17 protein-coding genes are annotated in these 17,559 nt (G+C 48.6%); 1 reads left to right on the top strand and 16 read right to left on the bottom strand.

All coding sequences use genetic code 11. The annotated features are described in order from the left end of the window. Positions 1-41: 41 nt before the first annotated feature. Genes IT393_00805 through IT393_00790 form a run of 4 tightly spaced genes read right to left on the bottom strand, consistent with a single transcriptional unit; the run spans position 42 to position 4,788 of the window. Complete coding sequence (locus tag IT393_00805; GenBank protein MCC7201198.1) at positions 42-1,916, bottom strand: tetratricopeptide repeat protein; 1,875 nt, start codon at positions 1,914-1,916, stop codon at positions 42-44. A 7-nt stretch (positions 1,917-1,923) separates the two neighbouring features. Further along, positions 1,924-2,697 (bottom strand): class I SAM-dependent methyltransferase, encoded by a 774-nt coding sequence (locus IT393_00800; protein ID MCC7201197.1) that lies wholly within the window; start codon positions 2,695-2,697, stop codon positions 1,924-1,926. After that, complete coding sequence (gene rfbB / locus IT393_00795; GenBank protein ID MCC7201196.1) at positions 2,681-3,685, bottom strand: dTDP-glucose 4,6-dehydratase; 1,005 nt, start codon at positions 3,683-3,685, stop codon at positions 2,681-2,683. Before rfbB ends, IT393_00800 begins: the two co-directional genes overlap by 17 nt. A 23-nt stretch (positions 3,686-3,708) precedes the next feature. Further along, complete coding sequence (locus IT393_00790; GenBank protein ID MCC7201195.1) at positions 3,709-4,788, bottom strand: glucose-1-phosphate thymidylyltransferase; 1,080 nt, start codon at positions 4,786-4,788, stop codon at positions 3,709-3,711. Between the two features lie 135 nt (positions 4,789-4,923). Between IT393_00790 and IT393_00785 the strand changes: the two genes are divergently transcribed. Further along, positions 4,924-5,127: a hypothetical protein gene (locus IT393_00785; protein ID MCC7201194.1), complete on the top strand. Its 204-nt coding sequence runs from the start codon at positions 4,924-4,926 to the stop codon at positions 5,125-5,127. A gap of 98 nt (positions 5,128-5,225) precedes the next feature. Here the strand turns inward: IT393_00785 and IT393_00780 are convergent, their stop codons facing one another. Genes IT393_00780 through IT393_00725 form a run of 12 tightly spaced genes read right to left on the bottom strand, consistent with a single transcriptional unit; the run spans position 5,226 to position 17,542 of the window. Beyond that, positions 5,226-5,807: a winged helix-turn-helix transcriptional regulator gene (locus IT393_00780; protein MCC7201193.1), complete on the bottom strand. Its 582-nt coding sequence runs from the start codon at positions 5,805-5,807 to the stop codon at positions 5,226-5,228. A 51-nt stretch (positions 5,808-5,858) separates the two neighbouring features. Beyond that, entirely contained in the window at positions 5,859-6,845 is a 987-nt protein-coding gene (locus IT393_00775; GenBank protein ID MCC7201192.1) for a radical SAM protein, read from the bottom strand. Continuing rightward, a complete protein-coding gene (locus IT393_00770; protein ID MCC7201191.1) occupies positions 6,846-7,760 on the bottom strand; it encodes a glycosyltransferase in 915 nt (304 codons plus the stop codon). Between the two features lie 23 nt (positions 7,761-7,783). Continuing rightward, on the bottom strand, positions 7,784-9,001 hold the full coding sequence (locus IT393_00765; GenBank protein ID MCC7201190.1) for a glycosyltransferase family 4 protein: 1,218 nt from the start codon (positions 8,999-9,001) through the stop codon (positions 7,784-7,786). Next, positions 8,998-10,941, bottom strand: a complete 1,944-nt coding sequence (locus IT393_00760) for a hypothetical protein (GenBank protein ID MCC7201189.1) — start codon at positions 10,939-10,941, stop codon at positions 8,998-9,000. Before IT393_00760 ends, IT393_00765 begins: the two co-directional genes overlap by 4 nt. Then, positions 10,941-12,374 carry a hypothetical protein gene (locus tag IT393_00755; protein ID MCC7201188.1) on the bottom strand — a complete coding sequence of 478 codons (1,434 nt, stop codon included), beginning with the start codon at positions 12,372-12,374 and terminating at the stop codon, positions 10,941-10,943. The genes IT393_00760 and IT393_00755 overlap by 1 nt, the downstream gene beginning before the upstream one ends. 50 nt (positions 12,375-12,424) lie before the next feature. Next, positions 12,425-12,847, bottom strand: coding sequence for a hypothetical protein (locus IT393_00750; GenBank protein ID MCC7201187.1), 423 nt, complete (start codon positions 12,845-12,847; stop codon positions 12,425-12,427). Next, positions 12,844-13,791 (bottom strand): glycosyltransferase family 2 protein, encoded by a 948-nt coding sequence (locus IT393_00745; protein ID MCC7201186.1) that lies wholly within the window; start codon positions 13,789-13,791, stop codon positions 12,844-12,846. Before IT393_00745 ends, IT393_00750 begins: the two co-directional genes overlap by 4 nt. After that, the gene (locus tag IT393_00740; protein MCC7201185.1) at positions 13,788-14,858 is read right to left on the bottom strand and encodes a glycosyltransferase family 4 protein; all 1,071 of its coding nucleotides are present in this window, start codon (positions 14,856-14,858) and stop codon (positions 13,788-13,790) included. Before IT393_00740 ends, IT393_00745 begins: the two co-directional genes overlap by 4 nt. Next, entirely contained in the window at positions 14,855-15,796 is a 942-nt protein-coding gene (locus tag IT393_00735) for a glycosyltransferase (GenBank protein ID MCC7201184.1), read from the bottom strand. Before IT393_00735 ends, IT393_00740 begins: the two co-directional genes overlap by 4 nt. Further along, a complete protein-coding gene (locus IT393_00730) occupies positions 15,789-16,706 on the bottom strand; it encodes a glycosyltransferase (GenBank protein ID MCC7201183.1) in 918 nt (305 codons plus the stop codon). The genes IT393_00735 and IT393_00730 overlap by 8 nt, the downstream gene beginning before the upstream one ends. Beyond that, a complete protein-coding gene (locus IT393_00725; protein MCC7201182.1) occupies positions 16,703-17,542 on the bottom strand; it encodes a glycosyltransferase in 840 nt (279 codons plus the stop codon). The genes IT393_00730 and IT393_00725 overlap by 4 nt, the downstream gene beginning before the upstream one ends. Between the last annotated feature and the right edge of the window lie 17 nt (positions 17,543-17,559).

The following is a 17,559-nucleotide window of genomic DNA, read 5'->3' as shown; positions in this document are numbered from 1 at the left end:
GGAGGGCGAGGGGGATTTGAACGGAGATTTTCATGTGACCGCTACTGTCTTGCTTTGGCCTCTCTCAGCATCTGATCAGCCTCCTTGTAATCAGGCTTTATCCTGACGGCTGCGCTGTATGCCGCCACTGCCTTTCCATATTCCTTCTCCCTGAAATAGACATTTCCAAGGTTATAGTATGCTTTCTCATAACGAGGACTAATAGCAATAATCCTCATGAATATATCTTCCGCTTTTTTCAGATCACCCTTTTCCGTTAAGGCAACACCAAGATTGTTATACACAAATGGATGACGAGGGTCCAGCGCAATAGCCTTTTCATAAGAAGATATCGCCATGTCGAGCTCACCAAGTTTTTTGTAGACTATCCCTGCATTATAATAAGAACGAAAATATGCCGGATTTATTTTCAGACTTTCCTCATACGCCAGCCTTGCCTTTTCAAGATCACCTTGAAGCTGATATGCTACACCTGCATTATACCAGGCGAGATAATACTGCCGGTTTAATCCTATGGTCTTATTGAACTCATCCAGCGCCAAATCATATTTGCCGGCAACAAGGTATGCCAGTCCCAGATTATCATGCGCCCGTGCCGACACAGGGGACTTGGCCACTGCATCACTCCATAGAGCGAGGTCATCTCTCCAGACAGGATTACGCTGAAAAGTAATTATAAATAATACTGCCACAAGGACCGCAACCCATGGCAATATTAATTTCTTCTTAAACCTGCCTATAACAATCCCCGGGACTGCTGCAAACATTACCCCTGCAAGATACCCCCTGTTCTCCTGTAATATGGCATTAAGCGGTATGATCGCAGTCGGCAGCATGGTAATAAAAAACCAGAGCATGAAGAATGAGACTAACCTCCGATCCCCCCCCCTTTTGAACAGGAGATACGCTATGACCAATATAATGAGAATGGCTGCAAATGACAGAATAACCTTCCAGTCATAAATAGTTTCTGACAACCTTAAATCGTGCTCAATGGTAAGCCCATATGGCACAAACATAAGCTGAAGGTATTTAAGCAAGACATATGGCTGAGTCAGGATGTTTGCAGCATAATTGCGTGCACCGCCACCCGTGATGCTGCCATAAACATAGATGCGGTATGCAAGGTAGGGGATAATAATAAGAAATATATAGGGTAAATATGCGAGACACCGGATAGCTGACAGAGGGCAGATGGAGGATGAATTTTGCCCGCTTCCCCGGGTTGGCTGTTTCAGGAAATAGAAATCATAGAGCACCAGGATAAGCGGAAGGGTAACGGCAATCTCTTTTGTAAGCAGGGCAAAAATGAAGGCAATGACAGATATAATGTAATACGGCAACCAGTTCACTGCAGCAGGCCTTATAGCCGGCATCATGCTCTGCCTGAATCTAATCCAGAAATAGAAAGACAGGAGATAGAAGAACGTGCACATCACGCTTGAACGTGCCGTGATGTAGTTGACAACCTCTGAATTAAAGGGATGGACAGCAAAGATAACGGCCGATGCAGGAGGGACTAAACCAATCCCCACTCTGCCCCAGTCCCTGGGGCCTGCCATAAAGGCCGGAGATTCGTTCAGGGACATCATGGCCCCGAGGATGAGATACACCAGAAACGCAGAACCGATGTGAAACAACAGGTTAACTGCGTGGTAGCCTTCAGGTCTTAGGCCTCCGATCGCATAATTTATTGCATAGGATGAAACAAGCAGAGGCCTGTAGTGACTTGTGAAAACCTTCTCAAAACTGGAATACTCAGGCGATAGGAAGAACGATGGGATATTCCTTACATCCCGTATGTAAGGATTCTCTACTATATAGTGCTGGTCATCAAAATGAAAGGAATTACGGAAGGAATTGGAGTAAACTGCAACAGATATTACCGCTATAAAGAGGATGATTTTCCATTTCACAATCTTGTCATCCTGACTTTCTCGCCCTTAACGTCAGCCCAATACCGTAAGGAACCCATCTGAATAATGAATCAATCCTGAATACATTTCCCAGAATCCAGGCCAGAAATTTATGTCTGCCTGCATCAGGGGGCCTCTCTGAATCATGCTGCACCCCGCCGGAGATCTTTTTCCTTACATATGGGAGGTATATAAATCTGTGATAAAGCAAAACAAAGGGGAATCCCCAGAATCGCACGTCATCTACGACAAAACCATTTCTTTCAAATAATCCGGATATGCCCTCCTTTGAATATCTGCGGAGATGACCTGCCCACTCATCTGAAAAATCCCACAATGATTGTATTGCAGGAACAGAGACGGCACAAACACCACCTTTCCTGAGCACTCTGTGAAATTCCCTGACAGCTTTTTCATCATCCTTCACATGCTCTAATACATCGCCTGACACAACGAGATTGAACATATTGTCCCGGAAGGGGATGTCCGTTACACTGCCATGTTTCACCTGAGTATTTTTTAACGAATCAAGCTCCCCGGAAGTCCTGACAATGGCATCAACATACTCCATTGACTGCTCTATACCATAAACAGTACAACCTGATTTTGACAATTTATAGAGGAGGCTTCCACTGCCGCACCCGGCGTCAAGGACCAAATTCCCTTTTTGCAAACTCCCTCTTACAAGATCAAGCAGCAGGGATTCCCTGTAGTCATGACGGGGTCCGCCAATCTCACCACTACCCCATTTGATAAAGACAGTCCTACCATTCGACTTCACCATATGCCTTCCTGTAATATTTCTTGAAATCCTCAGACTTGATCTTCTTCCACCACGACTCATTGTCCGTGTACCATTTAACGGTATTCTTCATAGCATCCTCAAAACTGTGATTCGATGCAAAACCGAGGGACCCAACCTTTGATGAATCTATGGAATATCTGCGGTCGTGACCAGGCCTGTCTTTTACGCGTTTGATCAGAGAATCAGGCTTGCCTGTTTCTCTCAGGATAATATCAGTAATCTCTGCATTAGTCCTCTCATTCCCGCCGCCAATATTATAGACCTCCCCCTCTGCACCTTTATGCAGCACAACATCTATAGCCGCACAATTGTCTTCAACATAAATCCAGTCGCGGACATTCATGCCGTCTCCATAAAGCGGAAGCTGCCTGTCCTCAAGCGCATTCGTGATAAAGAGCGGTATAAGTTTCTCCGGATACTGATACGGGCCAAAGTTATTTGAACTCCTCGTGATAATAACCGGCAGGTGATACGTAGTCCAGTAGGCATAAACAAGCATGTCAGATCCGGCCTTTGACGCAGAATAAGGACTGCTCGGTGTCAGCGGACTTTCTTCAGTAAAAGATCCTTTCTCTATGCTTCCATAAACCTCATCCGTGGAAATCTGTATATACCGCCTGATACCTTTTGCCTTTACTGCCTCAAGCAGGACATATGTCCCGTACACATCCGTCTGGATAAAACTGCCCGGCTCAAGGATTGAACGGTCCACATGGGTCTCTGCAGCAAAATTGACGATAGCATCAACGCCATCAGCCGCACCAGACACTGCATTGACATCGCATATGTCACCCTTAATGAAGGTGTAGTTCCTGTGACCCTCAACATCTTCAAGATTGTCGAGATTTCCGGCATAGGTCAGTTTATCAAGATTAACCACATGATAGTCAGGATACTTCCTGAGTATATACCTGATAAAATTGCTCCCGATAAAACCGGCCCCGCCCGTTACAAGTAATTTCATTGCTCCTCCCTTTTCCTCTCCAGCTATATCAACTCAACTATGCTCTGATCACCTATGATAAACTTCTGGGTCTTTGGTTTTGTCCGGCACTTGATTATCTCGGCCTCACGTCCCAGAAGGCTTCTCTCAATCCTTGTATCAGCATCAATTATCTTACACTTCTCAAGGATAATACTATACTCAACCTCACTGTTTTTTATCTGGCACCCATAGTAAATGGATGTGAACGGACCTATGTAGCTGTCTTCAATTACCGTGTTTTCACCTATTATCACAGGTCCCCTGATACTGCTCCTGATTATCTGCGCTCCGTTTTCAATAATCACCTTGCCTGCAATGTCAGATGCATCGTCAATCTTGCCATTTACGATCGAGTCATGGTTGCCGATGATCCTGTCCAGTGTCAATCTGTTCGCCTCGAGCAGGTCCTCAGGCTTTCCGGTATCCTTCCACCAGCCCGTAATCTCGGAATATCCAACCTTATAACCGTGATTAATGAGATAGTCGTGGGCATCAGAGATTTCAAGCTCCCCGCGTGCACTCGGCTTTATGTTGTTTACAGCCTCAAAGATAGTGGAATCATAAATATAGATGCCTGTTACGGCATATTGACTCTTTGGATTCGAAGGTTTTTCTTCCACACGGACAATCTTTCCGTCTCTAATTTCCGGCACACCAAACCGCTCAGGGTCCTGGACTCTGGACAGTACGAGATGGCAATTGGAACCATTCTGCTTAAAGTCATCAATGAACCGCTTAATTCCTCCCACGACTACGTTATCCCCGAGGTAGAATACGAACGGCTCATCACCAAGAAAGTCCTGCGATACCTTCACCACATGGGCCAGTCCAAGCGGGGCTTCCTGAAGTATATATGTAAAACTCATCCCCCACTGACTTCCGTCTCCAAGAGCTTTTTTTATTTCATCACCTGTGTCCGGATTATAGACAATCCCGGCATCCTTAATTCCAGCCTCTAACACCGCCTCAATAGCAAAATGAATCATAGGCTTATTCGCAATGGGAATGAGGTGCTTGTTGCTCGTGTGCGTAATCGGCCTCAACCTTGTACCTTTACCACCGCTCGTAATAAGTGCCTTCATATATGTGCCTTTCTGCACAATTCCATGTGCACATTCTTATAATGTTGTTAGCATCATATCAAATAAACGTAAGCTAAATCAACATATCATGGCAAAACAGCTTCCGGCATAGACTTTGCTGATTACCTTATTAATATGAAGAGGAAGCAAATAGACAACCTTTCCAAATACTGCTATGATATAAGTAAACTTTTAATGGGTTTTGCTGTAGTGGGAAACATACTTTCTGATAAGCCGTCCTGGAAGGCCATGGTAATCGGAATTGCATCTGCTTTCCTGCTAATCTTTGCAGGCTATTTGATGGACCAGAAGGAGGTGACTACAGGTGACACAACTTGAAACAACCTTTTCCATCATGTTTGGCCTGTCTCTGATTGCCCTCATCCTGGTTATACTCTCTGAGCGTAAGGGTAAGCATCATAAGAAATAGCAGGCATCTACTCCACCCGAACCAGCTTCCCCTCGTCAATTCCATATTCATTAAGTATAATGCCCATATCCTGTATCGTCACAGGCTCTGTAATGATCATCCTGTCGAATGATAAGCCCGGCAGGGCACTTATCGGCTGGATCGTATAGCCCAGGAATGGCCTGCCTGCACGCGAGGCATCTGCAACTCCCGCAAGTTTCAGACCGGCTTCCTGGACTGCAAGATACGTTACCTCTGCCATGTCTCCTCCTCCGTATATCACCACACTGTGCACACCCTCACGGGATAATGCCTTTAGCCTCTCGCGGATGCTTATACGCACCTTGCGGACATAGCCATATGAACGGTGTATATAGCTATAAGTCAGGCGGGACTTTTCCGCAATGCCCTGAGGAGTGATAAGGTAGCCAAGGCGGTTTCGTTCAAGATAAACCACCTCAACATAACCCTTTTGCACGAGCCTTTTTATGTAGAAGTTTGCGAGTCCCAGGGCTATGCCGACCTTCCGGCTCAGTTCCCTCTGGGTTACCTGACTATTCGTGGATAATTCCTCAAGGATTTCCAATGTCTTTAGCGATTCGTCGTCCATGTTGTCCGTCCTTTTTTTTGATGGATTATGAGTGTCCACAACTGCCAGCAGCTACTTCAGCCGCAGCAGGAAATATCTCAACTCTCTTATACTCTTCAGGGGTATGCCAAACAACTGCTCTTTCCAGAGGATATCGCACCCTTTGCACAGCGGAACATCTTCGTATCTTCCGGAGGCTATCTTCTCCCTCAGGTCAATCAACCTCTGGCCATTCCATATATCAGACAGGGATTCCTTTCGTACATCGCCAAGAGGCATGTCACCTGAAAGGTCAACACAACAAGGAACAACAGTCCCGTCCCATTTTATTGACATGGAATACCAGAGGAATGTACAGGGTACATATTTTGCGCTCAGTGCCCGGAATCCCTTTTTATCATCACGCGGGATCTTCCCGCCAAAGGTATGAGGCTTAATAAATGAGAACCTGTTAACCGGCAGGTTCCTGAACTGACTTAAAAAGGACTGCCGGGCTTCAACGTCATTTTCCCTGTGATTTAATCCCTCTATAACCTGAAACACGACATAGGGCTTCCGGCTCCCGCGCCTCTTCTTCTCTTCAAGGAAACTCCTGATATTCTTCAGCGTCTTTTCAAAATTGGCGTTTACCCTTATCCTCTCGTAAGTATCCTTATCATAACCGTCAAATGAAAATATGATAAAATCAAGCCCTGCATCGAGCAGTGCATTGGTCTTCTCCTTAGTCAGGACAGTGGCATTGGTAGAGAGTCTTGTCCCAATCCCATTTTCCCTTGCGTGCCGTATCATATCCGGCAATCTTTTATGAAACAGTGATTCTCCTCCAATAAAGAGATTTATGTCATGCACGAATCCCCTTGCCTCAGCAATGATCTTCTTATAAAGCCCCCAGTCCATATAGCCAATCTTATCATCAGGTATATCCCTGCTCGTGCACATGGGACACTTTAGATTGCAGAATGAAGTGGGTTCAATCCAGAGACGCAACGGACCATATGGCAGCCTTGTATGACCAAGCTTATAGTGCCACGCAATTCTTGATAATCTTATTAACTTCATCTAAATAGGCCTCCCATGGCTGCCTGCAGACACCTCTCGTGCTGCTGACCAGCACCACACCATCTTTGTCAGGAAAACAACCGGCGCTGTGTACCAGTAGCGCCGCACACAGGGGTGTTTTAGAAAGATCTTCGTGGTGACCAAACCTGCTATCAGGGGCGATAGGGTCCGCAAGGCCATTGGATGGAACAGAAACCACGGAGACTTTAGCTCTTCCCTGTATGCGGCCCTTATCCTGATGGAACTCCTTGCCCAGCTTGCCGAGTGGCGCACCACAGCGCCAGGTGAGTCCCGCACAGGGCGGTGGATGATCCGCGCATCTGGTTCAAAATAAAGTGAATAACCGGACCTTCTGATTTTAAGCGACAGATTGAAATCCTCCCCGGTGGAAAGGTCCTCATCAAACATCCCAACCTTCTCAAGTATCACCTTCTCTGCCATAAGATTGGCCGACGCCAGCATGTAATGCCGGTTTGGGCCGCGGCCGATATCCGGCAGGAGGTCATGGAAATGGGCCACGTTATCGGAGAGTATCCAATAGGTATCCTTTCGGAACCACATCGGACCACCAACTACAGGGTTACCCTCGTGATATGCCTTCAATAGGGTTGCCATCCATTGCGGCTCTGCTATGCAGTCCGCATCTATAAAAAAGATCAACCTTCCCTGTGCTGCCCTGATCCCCCTGTTTCTCGCCTCCGCAGGATTGAGGTCCCTCTCTGATTCGAGAAACAGGATCCGTTGATCCTCTGCCATGTGCCCACGGACAAGCCCGTACCTGTCCCTCCCAACGACCAGTATCTCATAGCTCGCAATGTCCACCCCCTCCTGGCACCGCAGAGCCCCGAGCACCTCGCCGATACGGCGCGAATGAAGGTCAGGCACCACGATGCTATATTCCGGGACATTCACCATATTATCTCCATTTTGATACCATACTACTTTCCTGAAAGATGCCTGTAGAACCAATGGAGACGATCGAGGATAGAGCCCCACGTATACCTTGATAAAACCTTCTCCCTGCCACTCATCCCCATCTCCCTTCCGACACCCGGATGTTCCAGGAGATGGGTGATCCTGCTTGCGAGAGATCCCGAATCCCCGAACCCCACAAGGAATCCATCCCTGCCATCCTCTATTATGGAACGAGTTGATCCGATGTCAGCGCCGATTACAGGTTTGCCGCTGATCCATGCCTCAAGATAGACAATGCCGAAACTCTCCACCCGTGATGGTAGAACAAAGAGATCACAGGCATCAAAGAGGTCTTTCTTCTCATCATCGTTAAACCCCTCAATTGGGATTATTGCCCCCTGATATTTCTTCAGCCACGGATCAAGTGACCGCTTGTCAGTATATCTCACGACCGGCCCGGCCAGTATCAGCACGGCCTCCGGGATATGCTGCCAGACCCGCTCCATAGCCTCCAGCAATGTAAAGACCCCCTTATCCCTCTCCCTCCTGCCAGCAAACAGGACAACAGGTCTGTCGCCTATAGCATATCTTTCACGCACCCTCTTCCCACAGGCACCCTGAAATTGCACCGGATCCACCCCAACACCAAACTCATGCAGCTTATCTCCTGCAATCCCCCTCTTCACAAGGGTATCCCTTTCATGGACAGTGTTTACCCACAGGGCATCTGCCCTGTCTAGGAACTCAACAGCGTCATGCGACAGATCCCTCATGTCGAGGTGAAGGGCCGTGTGAAAGATGAGTGGGAAGCCGGCCGCGTCTTTTGCCTTCATGGCGTCAAATACGATCTGCGCCGGGAAATGTCCGGCCAGCACGATATCCGGTTTATACGATACAATCTCCCCGGAGAGGTTAGGTACCCATGGGAGGGAAGACCAGCGCTTCAGCAGATCCCCCTTTGGAAGGCGCAGCGCTGACCACCCCTCTGCAAGGCCACGGGCCGCAAGCCTCGACACACGCCGGTATGGAAACCGTCGCACCCTGACACCGTGTATCATCTCTTCACCCGAGGGTAGCGGCTCTGTCATCGGGTTCATGAAGGCGCCGAGCGACCGCCCGGTGGTGGTAAACACCGTCACATCATCGCCCCGCTCTGCCATACCTTCAGAGACCGCCCGGAACACATTCTCAACCCCTCCCACAACCGGATAATAGAGGGGACAGACGTGAAGGATCCTCATCGCCCTTCTCCTTCGGCCAGCTGATAGACATAGGCCTCATCAAAATGGTTAACGGGCCTCACTGTCCCGGAATAGACCTTAAGGCCCCTTTTTATGGGCTCCCAATCATTCCCGTATGCAGCGGAATGCAGGATAATATATTTTATTCCAAGCTGCCTGAGCAACCCTATTGAGGCATCAGACGGAAAGTCTTTCATCCCTTCTGAATAGAGGTAGTTATAGGACGGCGGGAAGTAGCCGCTGTATCCGTTTACGAGCCTCTTCCAGTGATAGATCGAGTAGTACATATATTGGGTCTCCTTCCAGAGATCCGTCGTTTGTCCGGGCAATGGCAGTTCCAGTATCGCAAAATCACCTTTCTGATTGGCAAGCCACTTATAGACACCTGGGATATTGCTGCCTGCGGCAACCGGGGACGCTGGTATGGGGAATGAGGCTGATTCAATTAGTATGAATATTGAGAGCACGACGACCGAGACAACCTTTCCTGAGCAGCTTCTGACACAGCCGAGTATCTTCAGCACCCCAAATGAGGCAAGGACGCTGACTGCAAAAACGACCATGACTGCAAACCTTGAAGGCACCCTGAGTCCGTCAAAGCCGGGAAAGAATTGATGAAGGATGCTATAAGGCCCTAAACCTATCAGGATGACCTTGTCACCGCCATACACATGGATTATGGGGCCCAGTGATAATAAGATGGATAATAAAAGTACGAGGAGATAAAATCCTTCCCTGACATTTGTCATACCTGAAACTATAGGGCGAACATATGACCTGATCCTGGTTTTCACCAGAAGCCATATAAGGGTATAGTGAAAGGTAAATATAACGGGCAGATAAAGGCGCCTGACCCTGAAACTGATACCAAAAAAGTTATTGTCAACATCACCGTTCAGGAATAAATATAGAAGGATGTCAAATCCGATCGCTGTCAGGAAACCGGTTAACCACAAATATTTTTTCCATGATTTGCCGGTGTCACCTTTCCCGTGATAAATCAACCGTATATTTTTTGTGATCCCGGTTATGGCAAGTACAGTTGCTGTAACACCGGTAAATAATTCGCTTTCACCTCTTTGCGGCAGTAATCTTCCAATCCACCCCCAGACATGATTCTGTATATGGGGTTTAAAATAGCTGAATATGTCGGCTGATAGAAATATCGCATCTCTTACTGATCTTGTAAATCCCATCTCATGTCTTGCCCTGATATATGGATAGAGCACAGGCAGTAAGACAACCGATGAGGTCAGAAGGAACAATCCCAGCTTATTTAAAGAATCCCTGTCCCTCAGATGTCCTTTATAAAATTCTATCAACAGAAAAAGGCCGATGAAAAGGGAAAGGAACAGGCCATAATATCCGCATGATAGAAACTGAAGCAGGAAAAAGGCGGTAAACAGCATAAGATGCCTGTAGCTTCTGGTATCTATAAATTTATGGAGGTAGAGAAATGAAAATGGTATCCACTGGGCCACCTGTAGTTGTAAATGTCCAAGGTGTGCAAACCTCCATGGCGAGAATCCAAATATCATCCCTGCCACAACAGCCGCCAGACAGGATCCCGTCAGATAATATGCCAGCAGGTACATTCCAAAAGCTGAAATGGTGAAGCCAGCCAAAAAGACAATATTGTATGCGAAGACAGGATTCCCGGACAACACTGTAGCAGGCAGGAAAAAGATCTGATTCCCGAGTAAAGACTCTGAATAAGCCAGAGTATTGTGATAGGGATGGAAGATATTTGCATTAAAAAGGCCTTTTATGTCTCCCTCAAGAATCTTATGGGCCCCCCATGAGAGTGTCCATGTATTTAACAATGGATCTCCGAGGTCATTGGGAATGGAGCTGCCGGTGTTGCGGACCAGCGGATAGGTCATGATAATAGTGATGATTGAAAAAGACAGCAGGACAACTATATTCCTGGGGGAATACATTATACGTCTTTCCCTTCGTTCATGGTACAGACAGGGCGTCCCTGCTCCGGATCAGCTTCAGCATAACCATAGGGTGCGATCATAAGGAAATACAGGAAAATGATCATCGGCCACAACTGCACAATCAACCGGTTAACAGATGATGCAACATGCCACGGGATCTCATGAGGTGTGATCAGGTAGATTGTATAATAGCCCAAAAAAATGAGGCAAAGAAGCCGTATCATGAAGTAAATCAGCGTCCTCTCGTTCCCGAAGGATATCCTGGCGAATAAGGCGTAAAACAGTAGCCCTGCTCCGGCAATAAACCATCCGGCATAGACCCGGCTGGCGAGCGCCTTTAAGACCGAGATGTGGCGCTCATGGTTTAGTACAAGCATCCCCGACGATGCGACATGGGCCAGGGTTACCACATCATTAGACGTACCCACAAATATCTTAAAGTAAAACAACACGGCCAGCACCGGAAGACCGCCACAGACAATTACCAGCGTTTCCCGCAAGGCCTTTCTCATGGCGTCCCTGCCTGAAAATACAGGCAACCGCGAGAGCACCAGCAGGACTAAAAACATCAACCCTTCATTTTTCGTCCAGGCTGAGAACGAAGCGGCCATCCCTGCAAAAAAAAGACACCTGTACCGAATACTGGTATTCCTTTCAGCAATCGCCAGCAGGACAATTGTAAGGAGAAAATAGAAGCCGAGCGCTGTATCAGCATACTGTGACGCCCCCTGGTAAATAAAAAAAGGCACAGCAAGAAGCATGCAAAGGGCAAGCGCAGCATGGCCCTTATCGCGTAAATACCCGATTGCCCCATAGAGCAACAGGAGAGTTGATCCGGTGAAAAAGAGTGCAACGCCAATGGGAACCAGCGGCGTCGCATTACCATAATAACTCCAAAGGCGCGCAATAGAGAGCGGGAGCAGAAGCGGATAGTCAACATGGTTAAACCGGGGGCCGAAAGCCGACATCGAAAGCATGCCATCCGAAAAAAGGGTCCGTGCACGCATATTCCAAATGACAAAGGCATCAACATCCCCGGCCTGACTCGATATTGAACGCAGCATAAATTGAAGTGGCGCTGACGCGATGATAATTACAGCAAGGGCCATGATCCACCGATCGCTGCGTGTCCGCTCTGCTGAAACAGGTAAGGGACGACTTGCAGCAGAGAAGCGGGAAAAGAGATAGAAGCCGGCGGCAGTCACGGTGGTCACAGCAATATCAGTTGGAAGAAGCGGAATACGACCGCCAAGAATGAGGCTTAAGAAAAATACAGCGGAGGTGATCCCGCAGCCAAGTCCAAGTGACAGAGAAAGCGACAGGCTTCCGCTGCCTGCACCGGTCCGGAATCCGCCGTCAAGGGCACAGACAGCAAGCCTGCCTGCGCCCCACAGAGACAAAAGCGACAATATGAGTAATGCTGCAGACATGATTCAACTGAAAACCCTGTCATCTACCACAAGACACAAAGTCCTCCCTGTCACCCGCCCTCCTGCCCTGACAGGATATACAGGCCATTGCCCAGCCTGCCTATCCTGTGTCCAACTATTAGTGTCATAGGGATTTCGCCGTTTGCAAAATAGCCTATCATGAGGCGTGAACGTTCATTATAGTTCACGACCACCGGTGAGAGTGCATACTGGACAGCGCGGAATCTGATTTCCGCCAATTCACGCTCACGTGAAGAGCCGGCTGTTCCGCCAAAATATTTATCAACGTATGAGATTGAATGTCCGGCAGTAAGCCTGCCCTGTAACGGCCGGAGTTGTTTCATGGCAAAAGTTGCAAAGTCCCGGTGCTGGCTGGCATCCTGCCACAGACTATCAATTTGAGTTAAATTGAGCAGCACTACGCCTGCACATAGCAGAATGATGATTATCCGCTGGCGACGGAGGGATTTCATTTAGCGTCCTCCCGCTGTTTGCCTGTCCTTCCCAGATAGAAATCCCTTACCCCCTGAAATTTCGCCTTCCGGATCTCATACTGTACATTCCGCATCCCCAGTAATTTACCAAGCGCGTGCAAAATGTATCCTCCAGTGATATAGCCATTGTGGAGCCGGACGCGCACCGGTATGTTTGCATTCTTCTTTAGAAATAGTAGCCTGTTTCTCTGGCAGTAATAATGGACCAGTGGCGAGCCGCCGCGGTCAGTTGAGCCCTGCTGCTTGTGCAATACGCGTGCATGGCCCGCACATACAATCCTGAAGCCATGTTGTCTTGCCCTCGCACACCAGTCCGTATCCTCGTAATACAGGAAGTAGCCGGCATCGAGCATGCCGACCGATTCAATCACCTCTTTCTTTACCAGCATGGCGCATCCGCTCAGACGCTCTACATCCCAGCTCTCAGGCCACTCCTTCTCCCTCTTCTCACCCTCGTGCCAGTGCGGCGTAAGCCCTGTCCTGTAATCTATATGGGAACCTGCAAACCAGACCCTTGACGGATCATAATAATCATAGATGACAGGCCCAGCCATACCGATAGCCCTATCCCCTTCTGCAACACGTACCAGCTCATCAAGCGCCCCTGGGGAGATAACAGTATCATTGTTCAGGAGAAATACATAACCTGCCCCATGCTGCAAGGCATAACGGATACCGATATTATTCCCCTCTGCAAATCCGAGATTCTCGTCATTTTCGATATAAAACACCTTTTCAAATTCCTGCCGGAGGCGGGCCACGGAACCGTCCGTTGATCCATTGTCAACAAGAATAACCTCACACGATGGGTAGGTAAGCCGTTCAAGGGAGCGGAGACACTCCGCAGTGTCACTGTATCCGTTCCAGTTAAGGACAATTACAGAAACCTTCGGCAGTTTATTCTGACCTTGCCTGTTGTTCATATCATTGATTTGACACACGCCTCCAGCAGGTCTGCGGCAGCCTCCCACGTATACCTGCGGATATGCCTCTTACCATTCTCGGCCATCCTGATCCTGAGTGAATTGTCACTGATCAGGGCCATGATGTTTTCTGCCATAGCCCCTGCATCCTGCGGCGGCGAGAGTAGCGCCGTCTCTTTATCAATGGCGTAATCCCTGACACCGCCTATATCCGTAGATACCAGGGCGCAACCGCAGGACATTGCCTCTGCCGGCGGCAGGGCCCATCCCTCGATCAGGCTCGGGCTCACATAGATGCTGCTGGAATTGTAGATATCAACGATCCGCCCCTGGGGAGGATTAAAATGATATCGCATCCATTCCGGGACTTCCTTCCTCTTCCTGTGGATGCTGAATAGATCCACCTCTAACTCCGGATATTTCCTCCTGACCATCTCCAATGCCTCAAGCCCGTAGGAAAACCCCTTGCACGGATTGACGTGATAGATCATGCACAACCTGTGGGGATTCCTCTCTCTGACTGGAGATGTCTCCCTGTAAACTGTAAAATCTATCCCGTTCGGTATATAGGACAACCCCTTTACCCCCATCTCCTCTGCAAGCTCCAGAAGCCACTTGGCGATTACAATCTTGTGATATGGGAGAGACCATGTTGCCCTCACCCTGTCTTCAGGCCCGCTCCATGTCTCATAGCTCTGAATCAGGTAGAACTTTTTTCCCTTCCTGTCCGGATAGCGGCTCATCCATTCCGCTGTCTGCCAGCCCGTAGCAATTACAGCATCGTTGTCCGGTATATACTTCTCCTCCCATCCCGGGGTTATCAGAGAATTAACGGAACTGTCCAATGGAAACCATGAGGGTCTGACCCGGGCCGGACGCCTGCCTGCGCCGGCAATAAACAGGGCCACAACCTGCCCTATGCTTATCACCCTTGGGTCATATCCTGCCGGGTGGATTATAGTGACTGAATGCCCCTTCATTGCCAGCCTGTTGGAGTATTCATAGACAACGCGGTAACCCCCGATAGGAGAGTCGCACCATGCAGGAAGGAGAAATGTGATTTTCATGATCTAAAGACGGACTGGCGTCCCCTCAGCCTGTATTCACACTCTTTGAGAAACCTGACAAATCTCAGATTAAGGAATGACATGAATACGTAAAGGTATCCCAAGAGAAATGAGGGTCTCATCCTGAGCACCCTTAAAAACATATCCCTTGACCTCTCCATGCTTGCCCTGTCCCCTGTCATGCAGCCCTGCTCAAAGAGCCACATCGCAACTGACCTAAGCGCCCTTGTCCGCATATCCCTGTCGGGCATGGCATCCGACAACGCAAACTTTTCGAGCACGCTCACTGATTTACCATGCATCTTTTTCTTTGACAGGCTTATATTCCCGCTGTGAAACCGGTACCTCGCCATGACCGGGTCCACATAACCAATCTTGTACGTGAGGCCAATCCTAAGCCACATGTCATAATCCTCGACACTAATAAGTTCTCTCGCCTCATTAAAGAGCCCTGCCTGATCAAAGACATCCCTCCTCACCATCACAGTAGGGATCATGATGTAATTCCCGCGGAGGAGGATGGAGTCAAAGCTGAAATCGAGTGGACTGGACCACTCCCCGATCACCTTACCGGCATCATCAATAAATTCACATCCAGAAAAGGTCAGCCCGTATTCAGGATGGTTATCCATAAATGTCACCTGTGTCTTAAGCTTTTCCGGCAGCCAGAGATCATCGGAATCGAGAAAAGCGATATACTCTCCCTTCGCCATCCTGATCCCAACATTCCGCGCGCTCCCCTGACCGCCATTCGCCTTTCGGATATAGGTAATCCTGCCAGAATAGGGCTTTAGCGCATCCTCAGTATCATCAGTAGACCCGTCATCTATCACTATCACCTCATAATCAGTAAACGTCTGGGCAAAGACACTCTGCAGTGTCTGGATGATGTAGCCTGCACGGTTGTAAGCAGGGATGATGACGCTGACCTTAGGCATTTTTCCTGATGTTGCCTTTCCAGAAGAGGCATGCCTGCTGCAGATAGCCGAGGCAGTAATATAAGGAGCTAACTGATTGAGGGTCACCGGAAATTCTTGTCATAGACAAGGCAGCCTTACGGAGCATGTACCTTGCTGAATTAAATACCCTCCTTGCCCCGAAGTGCCGCTTCTCGACAAGGGCGCAGGACCTTCCATGCCAGTAAGCCCTTTTGTTGATTACCCCTTTATTGAGACGTTCGGGTTGAGCCAGGTGATACACCACCATGTCCGGGCAGTAGTAGATCACTCCGCCCTTCTTCTCGATATTGAGGCAGATATCTATTTCCTCACCGGCCAGTAGCATCTTTCCAATCCTCCCCAGCCCGGGGTTAAACATCCCGACGCCCTTTACTGCAGAGCGACTGAAAGAGATATTTGTCCCGAAAGGATATTCCGGATATGAGAGGCGCTTTAGTGCATCCCCGTAATCTACAGCGCTTAGATGCGTGTCCATCTCACTGCTCCACCAGGATGGACCTGGCGATGACCACTCAAGGATGACCTTTCCCCCGACACACATGGCATCCTCCTTATCCTCATAGACCTTCCGCAAGGCCGATAACCACCTTTTCTCTGCCCTCGCATCATCATCTATAAATGCTACAATCTCGCCGGTTGACTCCTCAATCCCGCGGTTTCTCGCGTGAGACAGTCCGATCTTATCCTCAACAATATACCGGATCATTACCTTTCCTCTAAACCTCGCCATAAACTCAAGGACAACATCCTTAGTCTTGTCCGTAGACAGATTATCCACCACCAGTATCTCGTAGCCGGAGGACGGGTATTCCTGCTCTGCCAGGCTCTTAAGCGTCCTTCCCAGCAATTCACTGCGGTTATGAGTGCAGACAATGGCGCTGATATTCATGAATAGAACCTGTATCCCTTTGTGAAGTGGTTTCCTTTAAACAGCCAGAGGGGGCGGATCAACGGGAATAAGAGCCCGGAGGCATTCAGTGATTCCCCCTGAATGACCGCGCGTGCAAGTGTCTTGAATTTTCCCGGTGACAGAAGATCCAGGAGCATATCAGAGAAGCGATAATCCACTCCGGCATATCGCCAGCCGAGGCCTTCGTTCTCACACCTGTTGATCAGTGTCCGGACAGTATACGTATGTCCGTGATAGACCCTTGCATCTCTTGCCAGATAGACTCTGTACCTATTTTCCTTCAGCATCTTCTGAAACACCTTGTCTTCGCTCATAGGCACATCGCCGAAGTGATGCCGTTCCCAGACCTCTCTCCTGATTGCGACATTCACAAAAGAGAGCCCTATCCCATCATGCGCATCCAACCATCTTTTAGTCTCCCGGGTAAAATAGAAGCGCCCCTTTCTCTCCCAGAAGAAGACATCAGGAGAATCTGGTTCCACATCCACCCCCTGCACAGCGGCGATGTCTGAATTCTTAAAAGGCGCAATCAGGTTCCTAAGCCAGTACTTATCGCATGGAACCGCATCCTGAGACAATGTAACGATGATACGCCCCTGCGCCTGGGAAAACCCGTAATCACGGGTCAACCCGAATCTAAAATCCCCTGGCTCGATCTGAAACAGTCTGACCGGATATTTCTCTATTTCATCGAGTGTCGAGTCAGTGGATCCTGAATCAACAACCACGACCTCCACTGAATCATGGATTTCCTGACTGAAGATCTGACGCAGGCAATCTCTGAATTGTCTCCCTCCATTCCTCGTAAGGAGCACGATTGATATGTCAGGAC

The sequence above is a fragment of the Nitrospirota bacterium genome (assembly GCA_020851375.1).
Taxonomy (GTDB): domain Bacteria; phylum Nitrospirota; class 9FT-COMBO-42-15; order HDB-SIOI813; family HDB-SIOI813; genus RBG-16-43-11.
The sequence above is the reverse complement of the archived record's forward strand: the minus strand, read 5'-3'. Positions and strand labels throughout refer to the sequence as shown.

Excerpts from the sequence above, each read along its gene's own strand:
- rfbB (MCC7201196.1), bottom strand. The coding sequence starts at position 3,685 with ATGAAATTACTTGTAACGGGCGGGGCCGGTTTTATCGGGAGCAATTTT.
- IT393_00790 (MCC7201195.1), bottom strand. The coding sequence starts at position 4,788 with ATGAAGGCACTTATTACGAGCGGTGGTAAAGGTACAAGGTTGAGGCCG.
- IT393_00785 (MCC7201194.1), top strand. The coding sequence starts at position 4,924 with ATGAAGAGGAAGCAAATAGACAACCTTTCCAAATACTGCTATGATATA.
- IT393_00780 (MCC7201193.1), bottom strand. The coding sequence starts at position 5,807 with ATGGACGACGAATCGCTAAAGACATTGGAAATCCTTGAGGAATTATCC.
- IT393_00775 (MCC7201192.1), bottom strand. The coding sequence starts at position 6,845 with ATGAAGTTAATAAGATTATCAAGAATTGCGTGGCACTATAAGCTTGGT.
- IT393_00770 (MCC7201191.1), bottom strand. The coding sequence starts at position 7,760 with ATGGTGAATGTCCCGGAATATAGCATCGTGGTGCCTGACCTTCATTCG.
- IT393_00765 (MCC7201190.1), bottom strand. The coding sequence starts at position 9,001 with ATGAGGATCCTTCACGTCTGTCCCCTCTATTATCCGGTTGTGGGAGGG.
- IT393_00760 (MCC7201189.1), bottom strand. The coding sequence starts at position 10,941 with ATGTATTCCCCCAGGAATATAGTTGTCCTGCTGTCTTTTTCAATCATC.
- IT393_00755 (MCC7201188.1), bottom strand. The coding sequence starts at position 12,374 with ATGTCTGCAGCATTACTCATATTGTCGCTTTTGTCTCTGTGGGGCGCA.
- IT393_00750 (MCC7201187.1), bottom strand. The coding sequence starts at position 12,847 with ATGAAATCCCTCCGTCGCCAGCGGATAATCATCATTCTGCTATGTGCA.
- IT393_00745 (MCC7201186.1), bottom strand. The coding sequence starts at position 13,791 with ATGAACAACAGGCAAGGTCAGAATAAACTGCCGAAGGTTTCTGTAATT.
- IT393_00740 (MCC7201185.1), bottom strand. The coding sequence starts at position 14,858 with ATGAAAATCACATTTCTCCTTCCTGCATGGTGCGACTCTCCTATCGGG.
- IT393_00735 (MCC7201184.1), bottom strand. The coding sequence starts at position 15,796 with ATGCCTAAGGTCAGCGTCATCATCCCTGCTTACAACCGTGCAGGCTAC.
- IT393_00730 (MCC7201183.1), bottom strand. The coding sequence starts at position 16,706 with ATGAATATCAGCGCCATTGTCTGCACTCATAACCGCAGTGAATTGCTG.